The 17,475-nt window shown below is 48.6% G+C and carries 13 protein-coding genes; 9 read left to right on the forward strand and 4 right to left on the reverse strand.

Annotated features, from left to right (window positions below; genetic code table 11):
- Positions 1 to 97: 97 nt before the first annotated feature.
- From EXU85_RS21085 to EXU85_RS21095, 3 genes are all read right to left on the reverse strand, one after another.
- Positions 98 to 973 carry an alpha/beta hydrolase family protein gene (locus EXU85_RS21085; protein WP_142773990.1) on the reverse strand — a complete coding sequence of 292 codons (876 nt, stop codon included), beginning with the start codon at positions 971 to 973 and terminating at the stop codon, positions 98 to 100.
- A 96-nt stretch (positions 974 to 1,069) separates the two neighbouring features.
- Entirely contained in the window at positions 1,070 to 2,170 is a 1,101-nt protein-coding gene (locus EXU85_RS21090) for an esterase (protein ID WP_371732051.1), read from the reverse strand.
- Between the two features lie 205 nt (positions 2,171 to 2,375).
- Positions 2,376 to 3,560 carry an esterase gene (locus EXU85_RS21095; protein WP_142773992.1) on the reverse strand — a complete coding sequence of 395 codons (1,185 nt, stop codon included), beginning with the start codon at positions 3,558 to 3,560 and terminating at the stop codon, positions 2,376 to 2,378.
- Between the two features lie 535 nt (positions 3,561 to 4,095).
- Here EXU85_RS21095 and EXU85_RS21100 point away from each other — a divergent pair.
- The 3 genes from EXU85_RS21100 to EXU85_RS21110 all read left to right on the forward strand — a co-directional run bounded on the left by EXU85_RS21100 (position 4,096) and on the right by EXU85_RS21110 (position 7,872).
- Positions 4,096 to 5,775 carry a glycoside hydrolase family 28 protein gene (locus EXU85_RS21100; RefSeq protein ID WP_142773993.1) on the forward strand — a complete coding sequence of 560 codons (1,680 nt, stop codon included), beginning with the start codon at positions 4,096 to 4,098 and terminating at the stop codon, positions 5,773 to 5,775.
- Positions 5,776 to 6,809: 1,034 nt separating this feature from the next.
- Positions 6,810 to 7,373: a M23 family metallopeptidase gene (locus EXU85_RS21105; RefSeq protein WP_246859178.1), complete on the forward strand. Its 564-nt coding sequence runs from the start codon at positions 6,810 to 6,812 to the stop codon at positions 7,371 to 7,373.
- A 196-nt stretch (positions 7,374 to 7,569) separates the two neighbouring features.
- Complete coding sequence (locus EXU85_RS21110; protein ID WP_142773994.1) at positions 7,570 to 7,872, forward strand: DUF1330 domain-containing protein; 303 nt, start codon at positions 7,570 to 7,572, stop codon at positions 7,870 to 7,872.
- Between the two features lie 18 nt (positions 7,873 to 7,890).
- On the opposite strand, the gene EXU85_RS21115 is transcribed toward EXU85_RS21110, so the two are convergent.
- Positions 7,891 to 8,919, reverse strand: a complete 1,029-nt coding sequence (locus EXU85_RS21115; RefSeq protein ID WP_142773995.1) for a LacI family DNA-binding transcriptional regulator — start codon at positions 8,917 to 8,919, stop codon at positions 7,891 to 7,893.
- Positions 8,920 to 9,198: 279 nt separating this feature from the next.
- Between EXU85_RS21115 and EXU85_RS21120 the strand changes: the two genes are divergently transcribed.
- The 6 genes from EXU85_RS21120 to EXU85_RS21145 all read left to right on the forward strand — a co-directional run bounded on the left by EXU85_RS21120 (position 9,199) and on the right by EXU85_RS21145 (position 17,474).
- Positions 9,199 to 10,728 (forward strand): tagaturonate reductase, encoded by a 1,530-nt coding sequence (locus tag EXU85_RS21120; protein ID WP_142773996.1) that lies wholly within the window; start codon positions 9,199 to 9,201, stop codon positions 10,726 to 10,728.
- A gap of 131 nt (positions 10,729 to 10,859) precedes the next feature.
- The gene (locus EXU85_RS21125; RefSeq protein WP_142773997.1) at positions 10,860 to 12,515 is read left to right on the forward strand and encodes a UxaA family hydrolase; all 1,656 of its coding nucleotides are present in this window, start codon (positions 10,860 to 10,862) and stop codon (positions 12,513 to 12,515) included.
- Between the two features lie 86 nt (positions 12,516 to 12,601).
- Positions 12,602 to 14,032: a glucuronate isomerase gene (uxaC, locus tag EXU85_RS21130; RefSeq protein ID WP_142773998.1), complete on the forward strand. Its 1,431-nt coding sequence runs from the start codon at positions 12,602 to 12,604 to the stop codon at positions 14,030 to 14,032.
- 334 nt (positions 14,033 to 14,366) lie between these two features.
- Positions 14,367 to 15,398, forward strand: coding sequence for a sugar kinase (locus EXU85_RS21135; protein WP_142776782.1), 1,032 nt, complete (start codon positions 14,367 to 14,369; stop codon positions 15,396 to 15,398).
- A gap of 91 nt (positions 15,399 to 15,489) precedes the next feature.
- Positions 15,490 to 16,158 carry a bifunctional 4-hydroxy-2-oxoglutarate aldolase/2-dehydro-3-deoxy-phosphogluconate aldolase gene (locus EXU85_RS21140; RefSeq protein ID WP_142773999.1) on the forward strand — a complete coding sequence of 223 codons (669 nt, stop codon included), beginning with the start codon at positions 15,490 to 15,492 and terminating at the stop codon, positions 16,156 to 16,158.
- Positions 16,155 to 17,474, forward strand: a complete 1,320-nt coding sequence (locus EXU85_RS21145) for an MFS transporter (protein ID WP_142774000.1) — start codon at positions 16,155 to 16,157, stop codon at positions 17,472 to 17,474. The genes EXU85_RS21140 and EXU85_RS21145 overlap by 4 nt, the downstream gene beginning before the upstream one ends.
- The last annotated feature ends 1 nt before the right edge of the window (position 17,475 follow it).

Here is a 17,475-nt window from a genome sequence, read left to right on the forward strand (position 1 = left end):
CAAGAATAAGGTTTTTAAATCCCCTTCAGGGGATTTAGGGGTTTCAAGACGGTTATTTATAGTTTTATAAGCTCACAACGGGTTGCCTTTCTATCTCTTAAGGTGCTACAACGCCATTGCTTTTCAAAATCTTTTGAAAAAACAGGACATGAAAGGGGAGCGAATTCTCCCAATAATCCCATGTATGACCGCCGGGATGCTCGGTATAATCGTGAGGGGTTTGATTGTACACCAGCCGCCGGTGCAATTCGCGGTTTGGTTCAATCAGGAAATCGTCGACACCACAATCAATGATCAACGGTAAGCCATTGGCTTTCATCTTGTCGGCCATGTTCACTACCGAATTGAGGGCGTACAAATCGGGCGTTGAGCCAACTGGACCCAGAATCCGGGCAAATTGGGGTGCAATCTGTTTGGCAAATTCAGGGGTAATTTTCCAGTGTGTTGCACTTAAATCCAAGGCTCCGCTCATACTGCCTGCCGCACAGTAGAGATCCGGATGGCGGGTAGACAAGTACAAGGCACCATGCCCACCCATACTCAGGCCCGTAATGACCCGCCCTTTCCGGTCGCGAACGGTCCGATAGGTATTATCAATCTTCTCGATAACTTCCTTCGTAATGTAAGTCTCGAAGAGGTTATCTTTCTGAATAGGACTGTCCAGATAGCCACTTAGCGGCTCCCCTTCCGGTGTTACAATAATCAGATTATACTGATCCGATAGATTCTGCAACAGCATCTTGTCGGGCGTTTTGGTCAGCCAATCGCTGAACTTTCCACCGCCCCCATGCAGCAAATACAAAACCGGATATACCGCTTTGCCTTTGGCGTAGGAGTTGGGCAGAATAATCCCCGCCCGCAGGTTCTTTTGCATGGCCGCGGAGGGAATGTCCAGCGAATCAACCTTGGCTGCGAAGGATAAGACGCCTAAGCTTATAAAGTAAATAAAGAGAAAGGAGCGAATTAATTTCATGTAAGCAACTTTTTGTCTGGGCCAAGCTCCGGCTTGGCCCGTTAAACCAATTCTATACGGCCAAGCCGGAGCTTGGCCCAGACAAAATCTAGCTAATCACTTGAACAGCATCGGCGTATATTCATTAAGGTACTGCCGCCAGTTAACCCAGGTATGACCTCCTGATGTTTCTTTGTACTGGTATTTGATGTTGTGTTTATCGAGCATAGCCAGCGTTTTTTTGTTGGCGTCCATCACAAAATCATCTTTACCAATGGCAACCCAGAACAGTTTCTTCCCCTTGTTGAAAGAAGGGTCGTTTAACACCTTCGCGTATTTGGTATCGGCTTCATCGGCAGTTGCGCCAAAGAAACCTGAGCTAAATACACCCACGTAATTGAATAGCTCTGGATGCGTCAGCGTTACATCGAGAGTTTGAAAGCCGCCCATCGACAGACCAGCAATGGCCCGACTTTCGGGGGTAGCTACCGTCCGATACGTTTTCTCTACGGTAGGCATTACGTCTTTCAGTAACTCGCTGGAAAACTGATCCCGCATTTGATTCATGGCCTGCGCATTGGGCATACCCGTTTGTGGAGGTAGCGGCATACTGCCGTTGGGCATCACCACGATCATGGGTTTCGCTTTTCCAGCCGCAATTAGATTGTCCAGAATGAAACCCGACCGACCGATGGTATTCCAGCCCGAGTCGTCATCTCCCCCACCGTGCAGCAAATAAAAGACGGGGTATTTACTCGATCCTTTTTCGTAACCTGGTGGTGTGTACACGTGCATCCGGCGCATCATACCCAATGTGTTCGATGAATACCAAACCTCGCGCACTTCGCCATGGGGTACTGATTTGTTATCCTCAAAAGCAGTCTCCGGGCCAGTCACTGCCATCATGTTTTCTAAACTGCTGATGCCTTGTTTGATAACCGGATTCTTAGGGTCCATCGTCCGAACGCCATCCACCATCAGGGTGTAGGAATAATAATCGGGCTTCAACGGGCCAATCACCACCGCCCACACACCCTGATCATTCTTGGTCAGACTGAGCGGTTTCGGGCTGGACTGGAAGTCGCCCCCTACGGTTACTTCTGTTGCTTTGGGTGCATAAATCTGAATGATCACCCGCTTATCGGCCTGCACTTTAGGCGAATTGAGGGTGTCGTTGGGCGTTGGTGTCCGCTGGGGCATCTGAGCCACAGCCCCCATCGAGATCAGTGTAGTACATAGGGCCAGCGCAAAACTGCGGGCATTTGTCAGGGTTTTCATAAATATCAAAAAAGGTTTGGGTTGATGGCGCGAGGCTCGAGCCTCGTGCCTATTATTCATCGGCCTCTGGCCGGTTTATTAAGATGCTAGCTATCGGCCAGAGGCCGGGGAATAATAGACACGAGGCCAGAGCCTCGCGCCATCGTCATTTCCGCCAGAGGTTTGGCAACAATTTGTAATAGAGTAGATGCCGCCAGGTGCTCCAATCATGTGCGCCTTCACCACCTACATAGTACTCGTGGTTGACGTTATGTTTTTGCAAAGCTTCATGAAGCGCCACCGCCCGTTTGCCAATGGTCTCCACCTCGCCCGTTCCCTGCCCTACCAGCAAATAATCTATTTTCTGATTAGCAGCAGGATCGTTTAACAAGGCAGCGCTTACCTTCTCCGTTTCCAGATCGCCCGCACTCAGCACACCGAAGGAGCTAAACAGATCGAGATTCTTGAGCGCTACTAATTGCGTGTGCCGACCACCCATCGACAAGCCAGCAAACGCACGACCTTTCCGGTCGGCACGGGTACTGTAGGTCTTGTCTACAAAGGGGATGATCTGTTTTTTTAATTCCTCTTCAAACAGGGGAAATGTCTTTTCGGTATGATTTGGATCGCTGCGGTGAACAACCTGATTGTTAGGCATGGCAATCAGCATGGGCACCATTTTACCCTCGGCAATCAGGTTATCGGCAATGAAGTTAGCGCGCCCATCCAGTGCCCAACCCGACGCCAGTTCGCCACTGCCGCCGACCAGATACAGAACCGGGTATTTCTTTTTGGGCGAATAACCAGGGGGCGTGTACACATAGATTTCCCGTTCGCCATTCAGCACGTCGGAATGGTAAATATGCCGGGTTACAGCGCCATGTGGCACGGACCTGGCATCGTAATAAGCCGGTCCATCGCCCTGAACGACCACGTTACTATAGCCCGGCTGGTCGTTGAAACCAGTCAGCGTATTGTTAGGATCAACGACCTGTACGCCGTCGATCACGAACTTGTACACGTAAATATCCGGCTTAACGGGGCCAACGGTTAAGGTCCATAGTCCGTCGTCGCCTTTCTGAAATGGAATAGGCTCTTTTGCCTTTAAGGCCAGCAATATCGGCCCACCCGTAAGCATAACCTGTTTGGCCTCAGGTGCTTTGAGTCGGAAGGTTATGGTATGATCATCGCGGACTTCGGGCGAGATCACGTTCGCCCCAAACGGCAGTAGATTCTGCGTATTTTTCTGGGGATTCCAGTCCAGATTGACATGCGCCTGCTGGCCATTTACCCCTTGGATACCCGCCAGCAACAGCAATGCTAGCAATCCGTTAATTCGATTTTTAACCATCTGTTCACCTTTGTGTCAAAAGTACATAAAGTTCGTATTCATTATAAGTACGGCAAGGATTTTTTGCAGGATTTTGAGATTAAGAAATTGGTATCTCAAGCCTTCCTCTATTTTCAGCTAACCTTAGTTATAGGGGTTTGCGAAATCATACTTTAACCAATCCCAATAGGACTTTTTTACCCCTAAATCTCCTGAAGGGCGGACGGCCGTTGTCCGACTTGCACCGAGACTTACGTTCTCGCTTGGCTTTGCCGAGCGAGTTGTATTTTTAACGGCCTCTGGCCAGAGAAAAGTAAATTGAGTCAAAAACGGGCCAGAGGCCCTGAACTAATAGCGCTCACTCGGCGAAGCCAAGCGAGAACAGTAAGGTTATCTATAAACAAATCCTGACAACGTTCCCGGCAACGATTGCGTAAATAAAGGGCAATCATTTCTTGAAGGAGTACCGACTTTTGGGTCACTTTAGGATAAAATTCAGCATCAGATCGTCTAAAATCGCATCATTGTGCCTAGTCGATTTCTCTCCCGAGCCCCAATGAAAACGCTTACTGGCCTACTCGCACTCATTCTCATTACTGCCTTTCACATGGCTCCTGCCAGCCATGAAGGCAACCTCAGTTTTAATTCAGCAGGAGTTGATTTGCCGAAAATCCTGGCTCCTACATTTCGAAAAGATACCTTACTGATTAGCAAATTTGGTGCGGTAGCCGATGGACTCACACTCAATACGTCGGCCATTAACAAAGCCATTGAGCAATGCAATCGCCGTGGCGGGGGTGTAGTCGTGATACCGCGTGGCCTTTGGTTAACCGGACCAATTTCCCTAAAAAGCAACGTCAATCTGCATCTGGCCGAAGGTGCTTTAGTACAATTCACCGACCAGCGCACCGCCTATCCCTTAGTGAACACGTCCTGGGAAGGCGAAGACGCTGTTCGGAATCAGGCTCCTATTTCGGGCACTGACCTCGACAACATCGCTATTACGGGCAAAGGCATTCTGGACGGGGCTGGCGATGCGTGGCGAATGGTCAAAAAAATCAAACTCACCGACGATCAGTGGAAGAAGCTCGTGGCATCGGGCGGGGTGGTAAACGATAAAAAGGATTTGTGGTATCCCTCAGAACAGTCGTTTAAGGGAGCCACTATGACGGCCGTAAAATCTGGCCAACCCATGGCGTATTACGAAGGCATCAAGGATTTCCTGCGCCCAAATATGCTGAGCCTGACGCGCTGCAAACGTATTTTACTCGAAGGTGTCACCTTTCAGAACTCGCCCGCCTGGTGCCTGCACCCGCTTCTGTGCGAGCATATTACGTTACGTAACGTCACGGTAAAGAACCCCTGGTATGCGCAGAACGGCGATGGCCTTGATCTGGAATCATGCCGGAATGGACTGGTCGAGGCTTGTACGTTTGATGTGGGCGACGATGGCATCTGCATCAAATCAGGGCGTGACGAACAGGGCCGCAAGCGGGGCGTTCCGACCGAAAATATCATTGTGCGGAATTGCCGGGTGTATCATGCCCACGGCGGGTTTGTGATCGGGAGTGAAATGTCGGGCGGGGTGAAAAATCTGTACGTCTCGAACTGTCAGTTTATGGGTACCGATGTAGGGCTACGGTTCAAAACGGCCCGTGGACGCGGTGGCATTGTGGAAAACATCTATGTAGATGGCATCGACATGACCAACATTGCCGGAGAAGCCATTCTGTTCGACATGTATTACGCGGCCAAGGACCCAGTGCCGCAACAGGGCGAATCCACGCCGGGCGAGAACAACGAACTTCCAATAATTCCGGCCCAGCCGCTTTCTGAAGCGACTCCTCAGTTTCGATCATTCCAGATTCGGAATGTCACCTGCAAGGGGGCCGAAACGGGTATTATGGTGCGTGGCTTACCCGAAATGGCGGTGAAGGCTATTCTCATTGAAAACGTAGTTCTGCAAAGTCGGAAAGGCTTTGTCTGCATCGAAGCCGAGAACATCCGCCTGAAAAATGTAACCCTACTGTCGCCAGCCAAAACGCTAATGCAAATCCAGAACAGCCGTAACATCACGCTCGACAACATCCACTACGCCGACAACACCAACCTGCTCATGCACATCTCCGGCGACCGCTCGAACGGCATCAAACTCCTGAACACCAATACCTCGCACGCAAAGAAAACGGCAGAGACAAGCGCCGGTGTCCCAGCGAATGCGTTGAGGATGAACTAGATTCTATCCATACCTCTAGTTGTGACTCAGGGCCTGTAAGCTAGCTTACAGGCCCTGAGTTTTTATAAGGGTGTGTTCTCTATCGAACTATTAGTTGCCTCTCCTCAAAATATATATGGTTAGTTCTTATGGCTAATTTATAGAGATAATAGTAAGTATTTTTTCAAATTTAGTTGCATAAGTCAAATCGATAGCATAAGATTGCAGGCAGTACTAAGGCAAAACCTAGCAGAAGAATCCCATAAAAACCTGAACAAAAAAGTCTTGTGACTGAGGAGGTTAAATTAAAAAACCACATTTACGATGCTAAAGAAGGGATCAAGCGATACGTTACTGAAGTGGTAGCCGAGTAACTATTTGAATGTGGATACGACATCAAATTGATTCAGGAATTACTTAGCTACAATGCCATTCAAACGATCATGCGCTACACCTAAATTAGCAAAATAACTATCGAACCTTAAAAATTTAAAATATTAATCTTTGGGTTAAAAAAATGAGAAAACCCTCATGTTTTCTCATTTTTTTAACCCAATATAGATTCAAAATAAAAATCGAACAAATACTTAATAATGTAAAAGAAAAAATGGCTTTAAGGTTAATTGGCTGCTTAATAGAGGGCAGAAACAAAACATTAATTCCACAGAATAGCCAATTGATATAATTAACAACATAGTGTTGGTCGAATATTTTTTGTAACCCATTTTCATAGCAATATTTCTTCTGTAAGTAAAAACTAAAGAAAGGAAATATCATAAATAGAAATGATAAAAATTTGTACTTCATATATTTTAATTTTGAGTGGTGGTGGCACCCATTAAATAAGAACCTAAATTAGGTAAGTATACATATAAAATAGACAGCATTCAACATCATATTTATAAAAAAAGGGACGAACACAAGTACATTAATAAACATTTGTACCAGCAAACATTATACTATGAGGCAGTGTGATTCACTCGAAATTCACCACTTACTAACTCTAGTCACGGTAGGCGGGCTCCTAATTCCCTATTTTTTTAAATACTTTTCCATTGGTAGAAATTAAAAAAAGTATCCGGGTATTGACAAGTAAGAAAAAGATTGGGCTTTTCAGTTTAGCTTTTTTCGTTGTTTGGCTATTAATTCCACAGAAGTTTTCAATGCCTGTGGACAAAGCCTCGAAGAAAAGTTACAACCCAAAATCATTTTGGTACTACCCATGGGGAAAATCTATAACACACAAAGGCGTCGATATCTTTGCGAAAGAAGGCACAATTGTTCACTCGTCAACGATTGGATTTGTTCTTTACAGCGGACAAATTAATAGAGGAGGAAATGTAGTTTTGGTGTTAGGCCCGAAATGGCGGCTTCACTATTACGCTCACCTGCAGACAATAAAAACGTCAACTTTTTCGTGGGTAAACAGGACTAAAACTATTGGGACAGTTGGAACGAGCGGAAATGCAGTTGGTAAAGAGCCCCATTTGCATTATTCAATAGTAACAATTATTCCATATTTCTGGCGTATTGACAGTAAAAGGCAAGGTTGGAAAAAAATATTTTTCCTTAATCCAATTGACTACTTGGACAACTATTTTAAACGTAAAACTTCATAATAGATATACAACCGTATGAGAAAACTACTACTATGCCAAATCTCTGTCTGTAACAAGTGCTATTCACTGATGGATTAGGCTGTATTTTTTTCTAATTTAGTTTCCCGCTGACAGGAGCCATATCCCAAACCAAAGCTGGCCCCTCTTTGATGTTGAATCCAATAACTAATCACCCAATTCAAATCCCTAAACCCCCATGCTCTACATCACTCAGCTAATTTTCATCAAAGAAGGCCAGGAGCAGGTATTTCAGCAATTTGAAGATATTGCGATTCCGACAATCGCGAAATACAACGGACGGCTCTTGCTGCGCGTACGGCCTACGGAGGACGCGTTCATCGAACAGCAGATTGATAAACCCTACGAAATTCACCTCGTAAAATTTGATGCAGAGCAGGATTTTGAAAACTTTATGCAGGACGACGAACGGAAGAAATTCCTGCACCTTAAAGAGCAGTCCATCAAAGCATCAATCCTGATCAAGGGAACAAAACTATAATACCTACAAGCCACTAAATTAAGCCTTCGTCACCATATCAACCGGCTGCGACGATGCCCGGACAATCATCCGGGTTGGAATCCGAATCATGTTGGGTTGCGCTACTTTTTGCTTGCCTTCAATCAAGTCGATCAATTGTTCGGCGGCTACCTGGCCAATTTCAAGCGCAGGCTGCACAACGGTACTCATGGGGGGGGCCAGCAAATCGGCAACGGCGGTGTTTGTAAAGCCAATCAGCGAAATAGCTTCCGGAATGGCTACGTTACGCTTTTTCAGGGCAGCTAAACAACCCAGCGCCAGCCGGTCACCAGCGGCAAAGAACGCATCGGGGGATTGATTCAGTAAATCATTCACAACGGGGTCCACGTCGTTCTGGTTGAATTCAGAATACCGGATCAGGTTTTCATCGTAGGGCAAGCCATATTTCTCGAGGGCTGCCCGATAGCCTGCCAGCCGCTCCTGGGTAATAGAGATGTAGGACGGAATAGCCAGATGCGCGATGCGCCGTCGGCCCGATTGAATCAGGTGCTCGGTAGCCGCAAAGGCCCCCGTAAAATTATCGGCGGTGACGCAGAGTGAATCCAGCTCTTTTGAAACCCGGTCGAACAGGACAATGGGTAATTTTCGATTCTGCAAGTCACGCAGATGTGCGACATCCGCCGTACCACCCGACAGGGAAATAAGTAACCCATCTACCTTGCGGGCAACCGCCTGCTGCACAATCAACAACTCCCGTTCGTAGGACTCGTGGCTTTGAAAAATGATAACCTGATAGCCCCGGCTATAGGCAATGGCATCGATCCCATTGATCGCCTGGGAAAAATAATTATTGGCAATTTGAGGAACAATAACGCCAATAACCCGGCTACGGTTTTCCTTTAAGCTAAGTGCAATTGGATTAGGCCTATAATTGAACCGTTCGGCGTATTCGACGACCAGACGTTTGGTCTCCGGATTAATTTCATAGCTATCCCGCAACGCCCGCGAGACCGTCGAGGTCGAAAGGTTTAACGCACGCGCAATATCTTTTATCGTAATGGCCTCCAAAACAAAATACTGGTAAAGTACAAAAATTAACTAGTTCCTCGATACGTCAGTGATATAAGGTAAGTAGTGCGATCAACTACTCATTTCTACGTTTTCCAGTAGGATAATCAAAATCCGGCAACGTTCCCGATAACGTTTGCGTGAATAAATATCTTTAAAAGTTTCTAACTAACAAATAGCCTGCTTAACCTTAGGAAGGCAAGTAGCTAAGCACTACTGCCAATGGGTTATTTGTTTTCCATAAAAAAGACAATTTTCGACATAGTTCCATCCGGCCTTATGAATCCCCTATCTATCCAGTCGCTGCCCCTGATTCAATCCAGCACCGATGTCAGTTTACCAATCGATCAGTTCCAGCAGCTACCCGAGCGGGTACTTCAGTTCGGAACGGGTGTTCTGTTACGCGGCCTACCCGATTACCTGATCGACAAAGCGAATCGTCAGGGTATTTTCAACGGACGAATTGTGGTCGTAAAATCGACGGATGGGGGCGATATGTCGGCCTTTGCCCGACAGGATAATTTATATACGCTCTGCATTCGGGGGGTGGAGAACAAAAAGCTTGTTGAAGAAAACGTGATCTGCTCGGCCATCAGCCGGGTCTTGTCGGCGAAACAGCAGTGGGATGAGATTCTACGCGTTGCCGTCAGCCCTGATCTGCAAATCGTCCTATCTAACACGACAGAAGTTGGTATTCAGTTAGTGCAGGACGATATTAAACAGTCTCCGCCGGAGTCATTTCCGGGCAAATTACTGGCCGTATTATACGCTCGCTATCAAGCGTTTAATGGTGATCCCACAAAAGGACTGGTCATCGTTCCAACGGAACTTATTCCAGATAACGGCACCAAATTGAAAGCTATTTTGCTGGAATTATCCAATCAAAACGGACTGGAAGATGACTTTATTAATTGGCTCGAAACGGCTAATACCTGTTGCAATTCGCTGGTTGACCGAATCGTACCCGGCCGCCCAGACCCCGCTACCTATAAAGCGCTCTCTGAACAACTTGGTTATGAAGATGAGCTACTGACCATGTCGGAAGTATACCGACTGTGGGCTATCGAGGGAGACGAACATGTACAAGATGTATTATCGTTTCATAAGGCCGACGAGAATATTTTCATCCGTCCCAACATCGACCAGTTCCGCGAACTGAAGCTTCGTTTGCTCAACGGCACCCATACGCTGAGTTGCGGGCTGGCGTATCTGAGTGGTTTCGAAACGGTTCGGGAAGGCATGGACGATGAGGTGCTATCAGCATTTATCAGTAGCGTAATGCTGGCCGAATTGATTCCGGGAATCCCCTATTCGGTGGATGAAAAAATCGCGCAACGATTTGGTTTTCATGTGCTTGACCGCTTCCGAAATCCATTCATCGAACACCGCTGGATAGCCATCACAATGCAATATTCTGCCAAAATGCAGATGCGTAACATTCCTACGTTACTCCATTATTACAAGCAATTAGGCGTAACACCCCGCTATATTTCTCTCGGCTTTGCGGCTTATCTGCTGTTCATGCGGGCAACCACACAACAGGATGGTGTATGGTATGGCGAACGGGCTGGTGAGGCTTATCCCATTCAGGATGCGCAGGCTGGCTATTTTGCCGATGTATGGGCCCGCCTGACACCCCAGGAATTAACGACAACTGTCCTTCAGAATACAACGCTTTGGGGACATGATCTGAGTCAGTTACCGGGCTTTGCTGATTCGGTAGCTGGTTACCTGACGCAGATGATCGAAAATGGCGTATCAGTAACGTTAGCATCTCAGTTCGACCATATAGAAAGTGTAACAAAATGATTTTTTATTGTCCACAGAGGCACAGAGAACACAGAGAATAGTTGGTTAAAAAGTATAGTGAGTATACCTCTTATACCTCTGTGTTCTCCGTGCCTCTGTGGACAATAAAAAACGTGTTCTAGCCTATTAAAATGAAACAGACCGTTTTAAAAATACATTCTAGTGACTCCGTGCTGGTCGCTCTCATCGATCTGGAACCGGGAGAACGCGTGCAGGACGAAGGCAACTCGATACTGGTGACCGAGGCAATCCCAGCCAAACACAAGCTGGCTATTCATGCGTTTGCGCCCGGCGACTCTATCACGATGTACGGTGTGCTGGTCGGTAAAGCTAAGCATGCGATTCCGGCCGGTGGTCGGCTGACGACGTTCAATGTACAGCACGCGACCAACAGCTACGATCTGCATGCGGCATCGTATCAATGGACACCACCAGCCGTTGATCAATGGAAGAACCAGACGTTCATGGGCTATCATCGTTCCGACGGAAGCGTTGGAACGGCCAATTACTGGCTCGTTATTCCACTGGTATTCTGCGAAAACCGAAACATTCAGGTACTCGAAGAAGCGCTCGTCAATGACCTTGGTTACGGTCGGAAGAAAACCTACCAGCGGCAGGCTCAGGAATTGAAAGCGCTGGTTCAGGCGGGGCGCTCCGTGGAAGAAGTGTTGCAGGCTGATCTGCAAAGCGCAGAACAATCGGTAAGTGGTCAGTTAAAACTATTTCCGAACGTTGATGGCGTGAAGTTCCTGATGCACGATGGTGGTTGCGGAGGCACCCGACAAGATGCCCAGGCGCTCTGCGGGATGCTGGCCGGCTACATCACTCACCCGAACGTGGCTGGCGCTACGGTGCTGAGTCTGGGTTGCCAGAATGCACAGGTGGCCATGTTGCAGGAAGAAATCCAAAAGCGAAATCCGCATTTCGACAAGCCGTTGTTTGTGCTGGAACAACAAACCGTTGGTACTGAAGAATCCCTGATTAGTCAGGCGCTTCGGCAGACATTCGCGGGACTGATGCAAGCCAATTCAGCTGTCCGACAACCCGCTCCACTCAGTAAACTGGTCATAGGATTGGAATGTGGTGGTTCTGATGGATTTTCGGGTATTTCGGCCAACCCAGCTGTGGGCCATGCGTCTGATTTGATGGTTGCGCTGGGAGGCACTGTTATTTTATCGGAATTTCCTGAACTGTGTGGCGTTGAGCAGGAGCTATGCGACCGCGCTGTCGACGCTGAAACCGCCACCCGGTTCCGCGAATTAATGAATATTTACGCCCAACGAGCCAAAGAAGCGGGGTCGGGTTTCGATATGAATCCATCGCCGGGTAATATCCGCGACGGCCTGATTACCGACGCCATGAAATCGGCGGGCGCATCAAAGAAAGGTGGCAGTTCGCCCGTTGTGGCCGTGCTCGATTACCCCGAACCCGTACGCAAGCCGGGGCTAAACTTACTATGTACACCCGGCAATGACGTAGAATCGACGACGGCCGAAGTGGCCTCGGGCGCTACGATCGTTCTGTTCACAACGGGACTCGGTACGCCAACCGGCAATCCAATTGCGCCCGTCATTAAAATTTCGAGCAATACGGCTTTAGCTAACCGGATGCCCGATATTATTGACATCAATACCGGCACGGTCATTGATGGCGACGAAACTATTCAGCAAGCTGGCGAACGAATTCTGGAACACATTATCCGGGTAGCCAATGGTGATCTGGAAATAGCCGCCGTCCGCCACGGTCAGGATGATTTCATTCCCTGGAAACGGGGAGTTTCCTTATAATGAATAATGGACAATGTATAATGTAAATGTCTGTCCATTATACATTGTCCATTCTCCATTATTCATTAGTTTATCGATTTACCCCCATGAAAAAGCCCTTTCTGAATAACGATTTTTTGTTGCAAACCGAAACAGCCCAGCAGTTGTATCACGAGTTTGCCAAGCCTATGCCCATCATCGACTACCACTGCCACCTCCCTCCCGATCAGATTGCGGAGAATAAACAGTTTGAAAACCCGACGCAAATCTGGCTCTACGGCGACCATTACAAGTGGCGGGCCATGCGCTCGAATGGAGTCGATGAAAGCTATTGCACGGGCAATCAGTCTGATTTTGCCAAGTTCCAAAAATGGGCCGAAACTGTACCGTATACCCTTCGCAACCCACTTTACCACTGGACACACCTGGAATTACAACGGTATTTCGGCATCACTGAAACGCTTAACGGCAAAAACGCCCGGCGTATCTACGATGCCTGCACGGAACAGTTACAGTCGCCGGATTTTTCGGTTCGAAATCTGCTTCGTCGGATGAACGTCGAAACTGTTTGTACGACTGACGACCCAGTCGATTCGCTGGAAAATCACCAGAAGCTTGCTAATGAGGGGTTTGAGATTGGGGTTTTGCCAACCTTCCGGCCCGACAAAGCCATGACCGTTGAGGATGCCGGGGTATTCAATCTATATGTTGCCCGTTTAGAAGCGGCCAGCAATATCTCAATTAGCAGCTTCGATGATTTTTTGACTGCCCTTCGCCAGCGGCACGACTATTTTGCGGCTATGGGTTGCAAACTTTCCGATCACGGTCTGGAACAGATTTACGCAGAAGACTATACCGACGCAGAAATCAGCCTCATTTTCGATAAAGTTCGTTCGGGCGATGAGTTGAGCAATTTAGAAGTCCTGAAGTTCAAATCGGCAATGCTGGTTCATCTGGCGGAGATGGATTGGGAAAAGGGCTGGACACAGCAGTTTCACCTCGGAGCGCTTCGGAACAACAACAGCCGGATGCTTCGTCAGCTTGGACCTGATACCGGCTGGGATAGCATCGGCGATTTCGCTCAGGCACGCGCCCTCTCCCGTTTCCTCGACCGGCTCGACACGAACGACAAACTAGCCAAGACGATTCTGTACAATCTTAACCCCAACGATAACGAACTTATCGCGACCATGATTGGTAATTTCAATGATGGATCGGTGGCCGGAAAAGTGCAATTTGGGTCGGGTTGGTGGTTTTTGGACCAAAAAGAGGGTATGGAACGGCAAATCAATGCTCTTTCTAACATGGGCTTGCTGAGTCGTTTTGTGGGCATGCTCACCGATTCGCGCTCGTTCCTGTCCTACCCCCGGCACGAGTATTTCCGCCGGATTTTGTGTAACATGTTCGGCAACGATATTGAAAACGGTGAACTCCCCGACGACATGGATTGGACCGGCCAGGTAGTGCAAAACATCTGCTACGGAAATGCCAAAACCTATTTCGGATTCAGCAATAAGCCAATGTCGTTAACGGTTTGATCACTGATGAGGTGGTGTCTGAGGTGATGTCAGTTTCTCAAAACTGACATCACAGGATCGTTAAACTCTCGTTCGTCTCGTTCTCGCTTGGCTTTGCCGAGTGATGACTATTGTTTCAAGGGCCTCTGGCCCGTTTGATATAATTCACCGGCCAGAGGCCGTTAAAATAATAGCCCCCACTCGGCAAAGCCAAGCGAGAACAGGGGGGTGTAAGTTTTGAGAAACTGACACTGAGCGGTTTTAAGAAACCGCGTTTATTTATTGATATAGTCGGTTTTGAGAAACCGCACTTGTCAGGTTTAAGAACCTGACATCACAAGGATAATTAATGCGTATGACCAAAGTCTGCTGCTTCGGCGAGTTATTATTACGATTTTCTCCAGTCGCTAATGGCGAATGGATTCGGCAAACAGCCATGCCCGTATTTGTAGGTGGGGCCGAACTGAACGTGGCAACCGCATTAGCCAATTGGGACGTACCCGTAAAATACAGCACGGTTCTTCCCGAAAACTCGCTGGCCGACGATATTATCGGGTACGTGTCCGACAAAGGAATTGACCCATCGGGCATTGTTCGGTTCGGGCAACGGGTGGGGAGTTATTATCTGCCCCAGGGAAGCGACCTCAAACATGCGGGCGTCATTTACGACCGGGCTCATTCGGCTTTTTCAGAGTTGGCGGTTGGCAAAGTTGATTGGGACACTGTCCTACAGGATACTAGCTGGCTACATGTCAGCGCCATTAGTCCGGCGTTGAGTGCCGATGTAGCCGCAGCCTGTCAGGAATTAGTAGCTGTAGCTTCGGCTAAAGGCATCACCGTCTCAATCGACCTCAATCACCGGGCGCGGCTGTGGCAATATGGAAAAGCCCCTACCGACATTATGCCGGGTATCGTTGACTATTGCGACGTTGTGATGGGCAACATCTGGGCGGCCAATGCGCTACTAGGAATCCCGGTCGATACGCATATTCATAGCAAAGGGCACCAAACCGACTATCTGGATCATGCCCTGGCAACGTCAGAAGCGATTCAAAAACAGTTTCCGCGCTGTAAAGTCGTGGCCAACACATTCCGGTTCGATACGCCACCCGCTGGTCTTCGGTATTATACAACCCTGTACACGGCTGGTCAACAATACGTTTCTACGGAATTACTGACCGATTCGGTGGTTGACCGGGTGGGCAGTGGCGATTGCTTTATGGCAGGACTAATTTATGGGCTGTATAACCAACATTCACCGCAGGACGTAGTCGATTTTGCTGCTGCCGCTGCTTTTGGTAAGTTGCAGGAACTCGGCGACGCCACAGGTCAAACGGTGGCCGATATAACGAAACGACAACAGAATAGTATGAGGTTTTTGGTTTAAGGTTTACAGTTGGCTGACGCATAAATAGCTAACGCGTCAGCCAGCCGTAAACCTTAAACCAAAAACCTCAAACCACTTAACCAAAAAAAACATGCCCGTATTCTCCCCAAAAGAAATCCTTGACCTGGTTATCAATCACCCGATTGTACCCGTATTCTACCATCCCGACGCCGACCATGCACAAGCTATCGTACAAGCTTGCTACGACGGAGGTCTCCGCGTATTTGAGTTCACGAACCGGGGCGACAAAGCGCTATCTGTTTTTACTCAGTTAGCTGGCTATGTACGAAAAAATTGTCCCGAAATGGCACTGGGTATCGGCACGATCCTAACCGCCGATGATGCCCGAAAATTTATAGCCGCCGGGGCCGATTTCGTGGTTCAGCCCGTAACAACACCCACTGTGGGCGATGTATGCCGCGTTCAGGGCGTCCCCTGGATGCCAGCGGGTTCTACCCTGAACGAAATTTATCAGGCTACCCTGCTGGGTGCTGATCTGGTAAAAGTGTTTCCGGGCAATGTGGTTGGCCCGGGCTTTATTAAAGCCATCAAAGGGCCAATGCCTTCGCTGAAACTCATGGTTACGGGGGGTGTTGAACCAACGAGTGAGAGCCTGAATGCCTGGTTCAAAGCGGGTGTTACAGCCGTGGGCATTGGCTCGCAATTATTCTCCGGCGATAGCGCCGACCCATCAGCTTTACGAGACCGCGTAGCTGCCCTAGTCCAGATTGTTACACCCTACATTCCTCAAGCCGCATGAATAAACCCATGGGAAGCTACCGCTGGACTATTGTAGCCCTGCTGTTCTTTGCGACCACCATCAACTACCTCGACCGGCAGGTGGTTGGCTTATTGAAGCCCGCGCTGGAACAGGAATTCCACTGGTCGGAGCTGGATTTTAGTCGAATTATACAGGTTTTTTCGGCGGCCTACGCCATCGGGTTGCTTGCATTTGGGCGGGTAATTGACCGTATCGGCACCAAAATGGGCTATACGATCTCCATTATTTTCTGGAGTTTGGCCGCTATGGGTCATGCGCTGGCCACCAGCACGTTCGGCTTTATCATTGCCCGTATTGGGCTGGGGCTGGGCGAAGCCGGTAACTTTCCCGCAGCCATTAAAACTGTAGCCGAATGGTTTCCCAAAAAAGAACGGGCCCTGGCAACGGGTATTTTTAACTCAGGAGCCAACATTGGTGCGGTAGTCGCGCCGATCTTAGTACCCTGGATTCTGGGTGTTTACGGCTGGCAAATGGCATTCATCATTACTGGAGCCGTTGGTTTTGTGTGGCTGGTTTTCTGGCATTTTACCTACCAGATACCCGCGAAGCAGGCTAAACTTTCTAAAGCCGAATTCGACTACATTCACAGCGACAACGAAACTACTCCCGACGATGTGGCCGATCACGGCAAACCCGTATCCTGGGCTAAACTGCTCAGTGTTCGTCAGACCTGGGCGTTTGTTTTCGGTAAGATGCTGACCGACCCAATCTGGTGGTTTTTCCTCTTCTGGTTGCAGGATTATTTTGCCACTACGTTCCACCTCGACACAAAAAAGCCAAACCTATATCTGGCGGTTCTGTATACGCTGGTCAGTATTGGTAGCATTGGCGGAGGGTATCTATCATCGGCGCTGATTAGCCGGGGATGGACCGTCTGGCGGGCGCGCAAAACGGCCATGTTCATCTTCGCCTTACTGGTGATACCCGTTATCGCGGTTCGCTTTGGACCGGGTATCTGGGGCGCTGTTGCCCTGATTGGTTTGGCTGGTGCTGCCCACCAGGCCTGGAGCGCCAACATTTTTACAACTGCTTCCGACATGTTTCCGAAACGGGCCGTTAGCTCGGTCGTGGGCATCGGCAGTATGGCCGGTTCAATTGGCGGTATCATTTTCCCGGAGATTGTCGGTCGTATTCTGGATACGTATAAACATGCGGGCGACGCCCAGGGGGGGTATAGTATCATCTTCCTGATGTGTGGATCGGCCTATTTGCTGGCCTGGTTGGTCATGCACCTACTTACCCCAACCATGCAGCCCGTTAATTTAGGAATACCTGAATCAGAGCCAGTTGCTTAAC

Source organism: Spirosoma sp. KCTC 42546 (assembly GCF_006965485.1).
Taxonomy (GTDB): domain Bacteria; phylum Bacteroidota; class Bacteroidia; order Cytophagales; family Spirosomataceae; genus Spirosoma.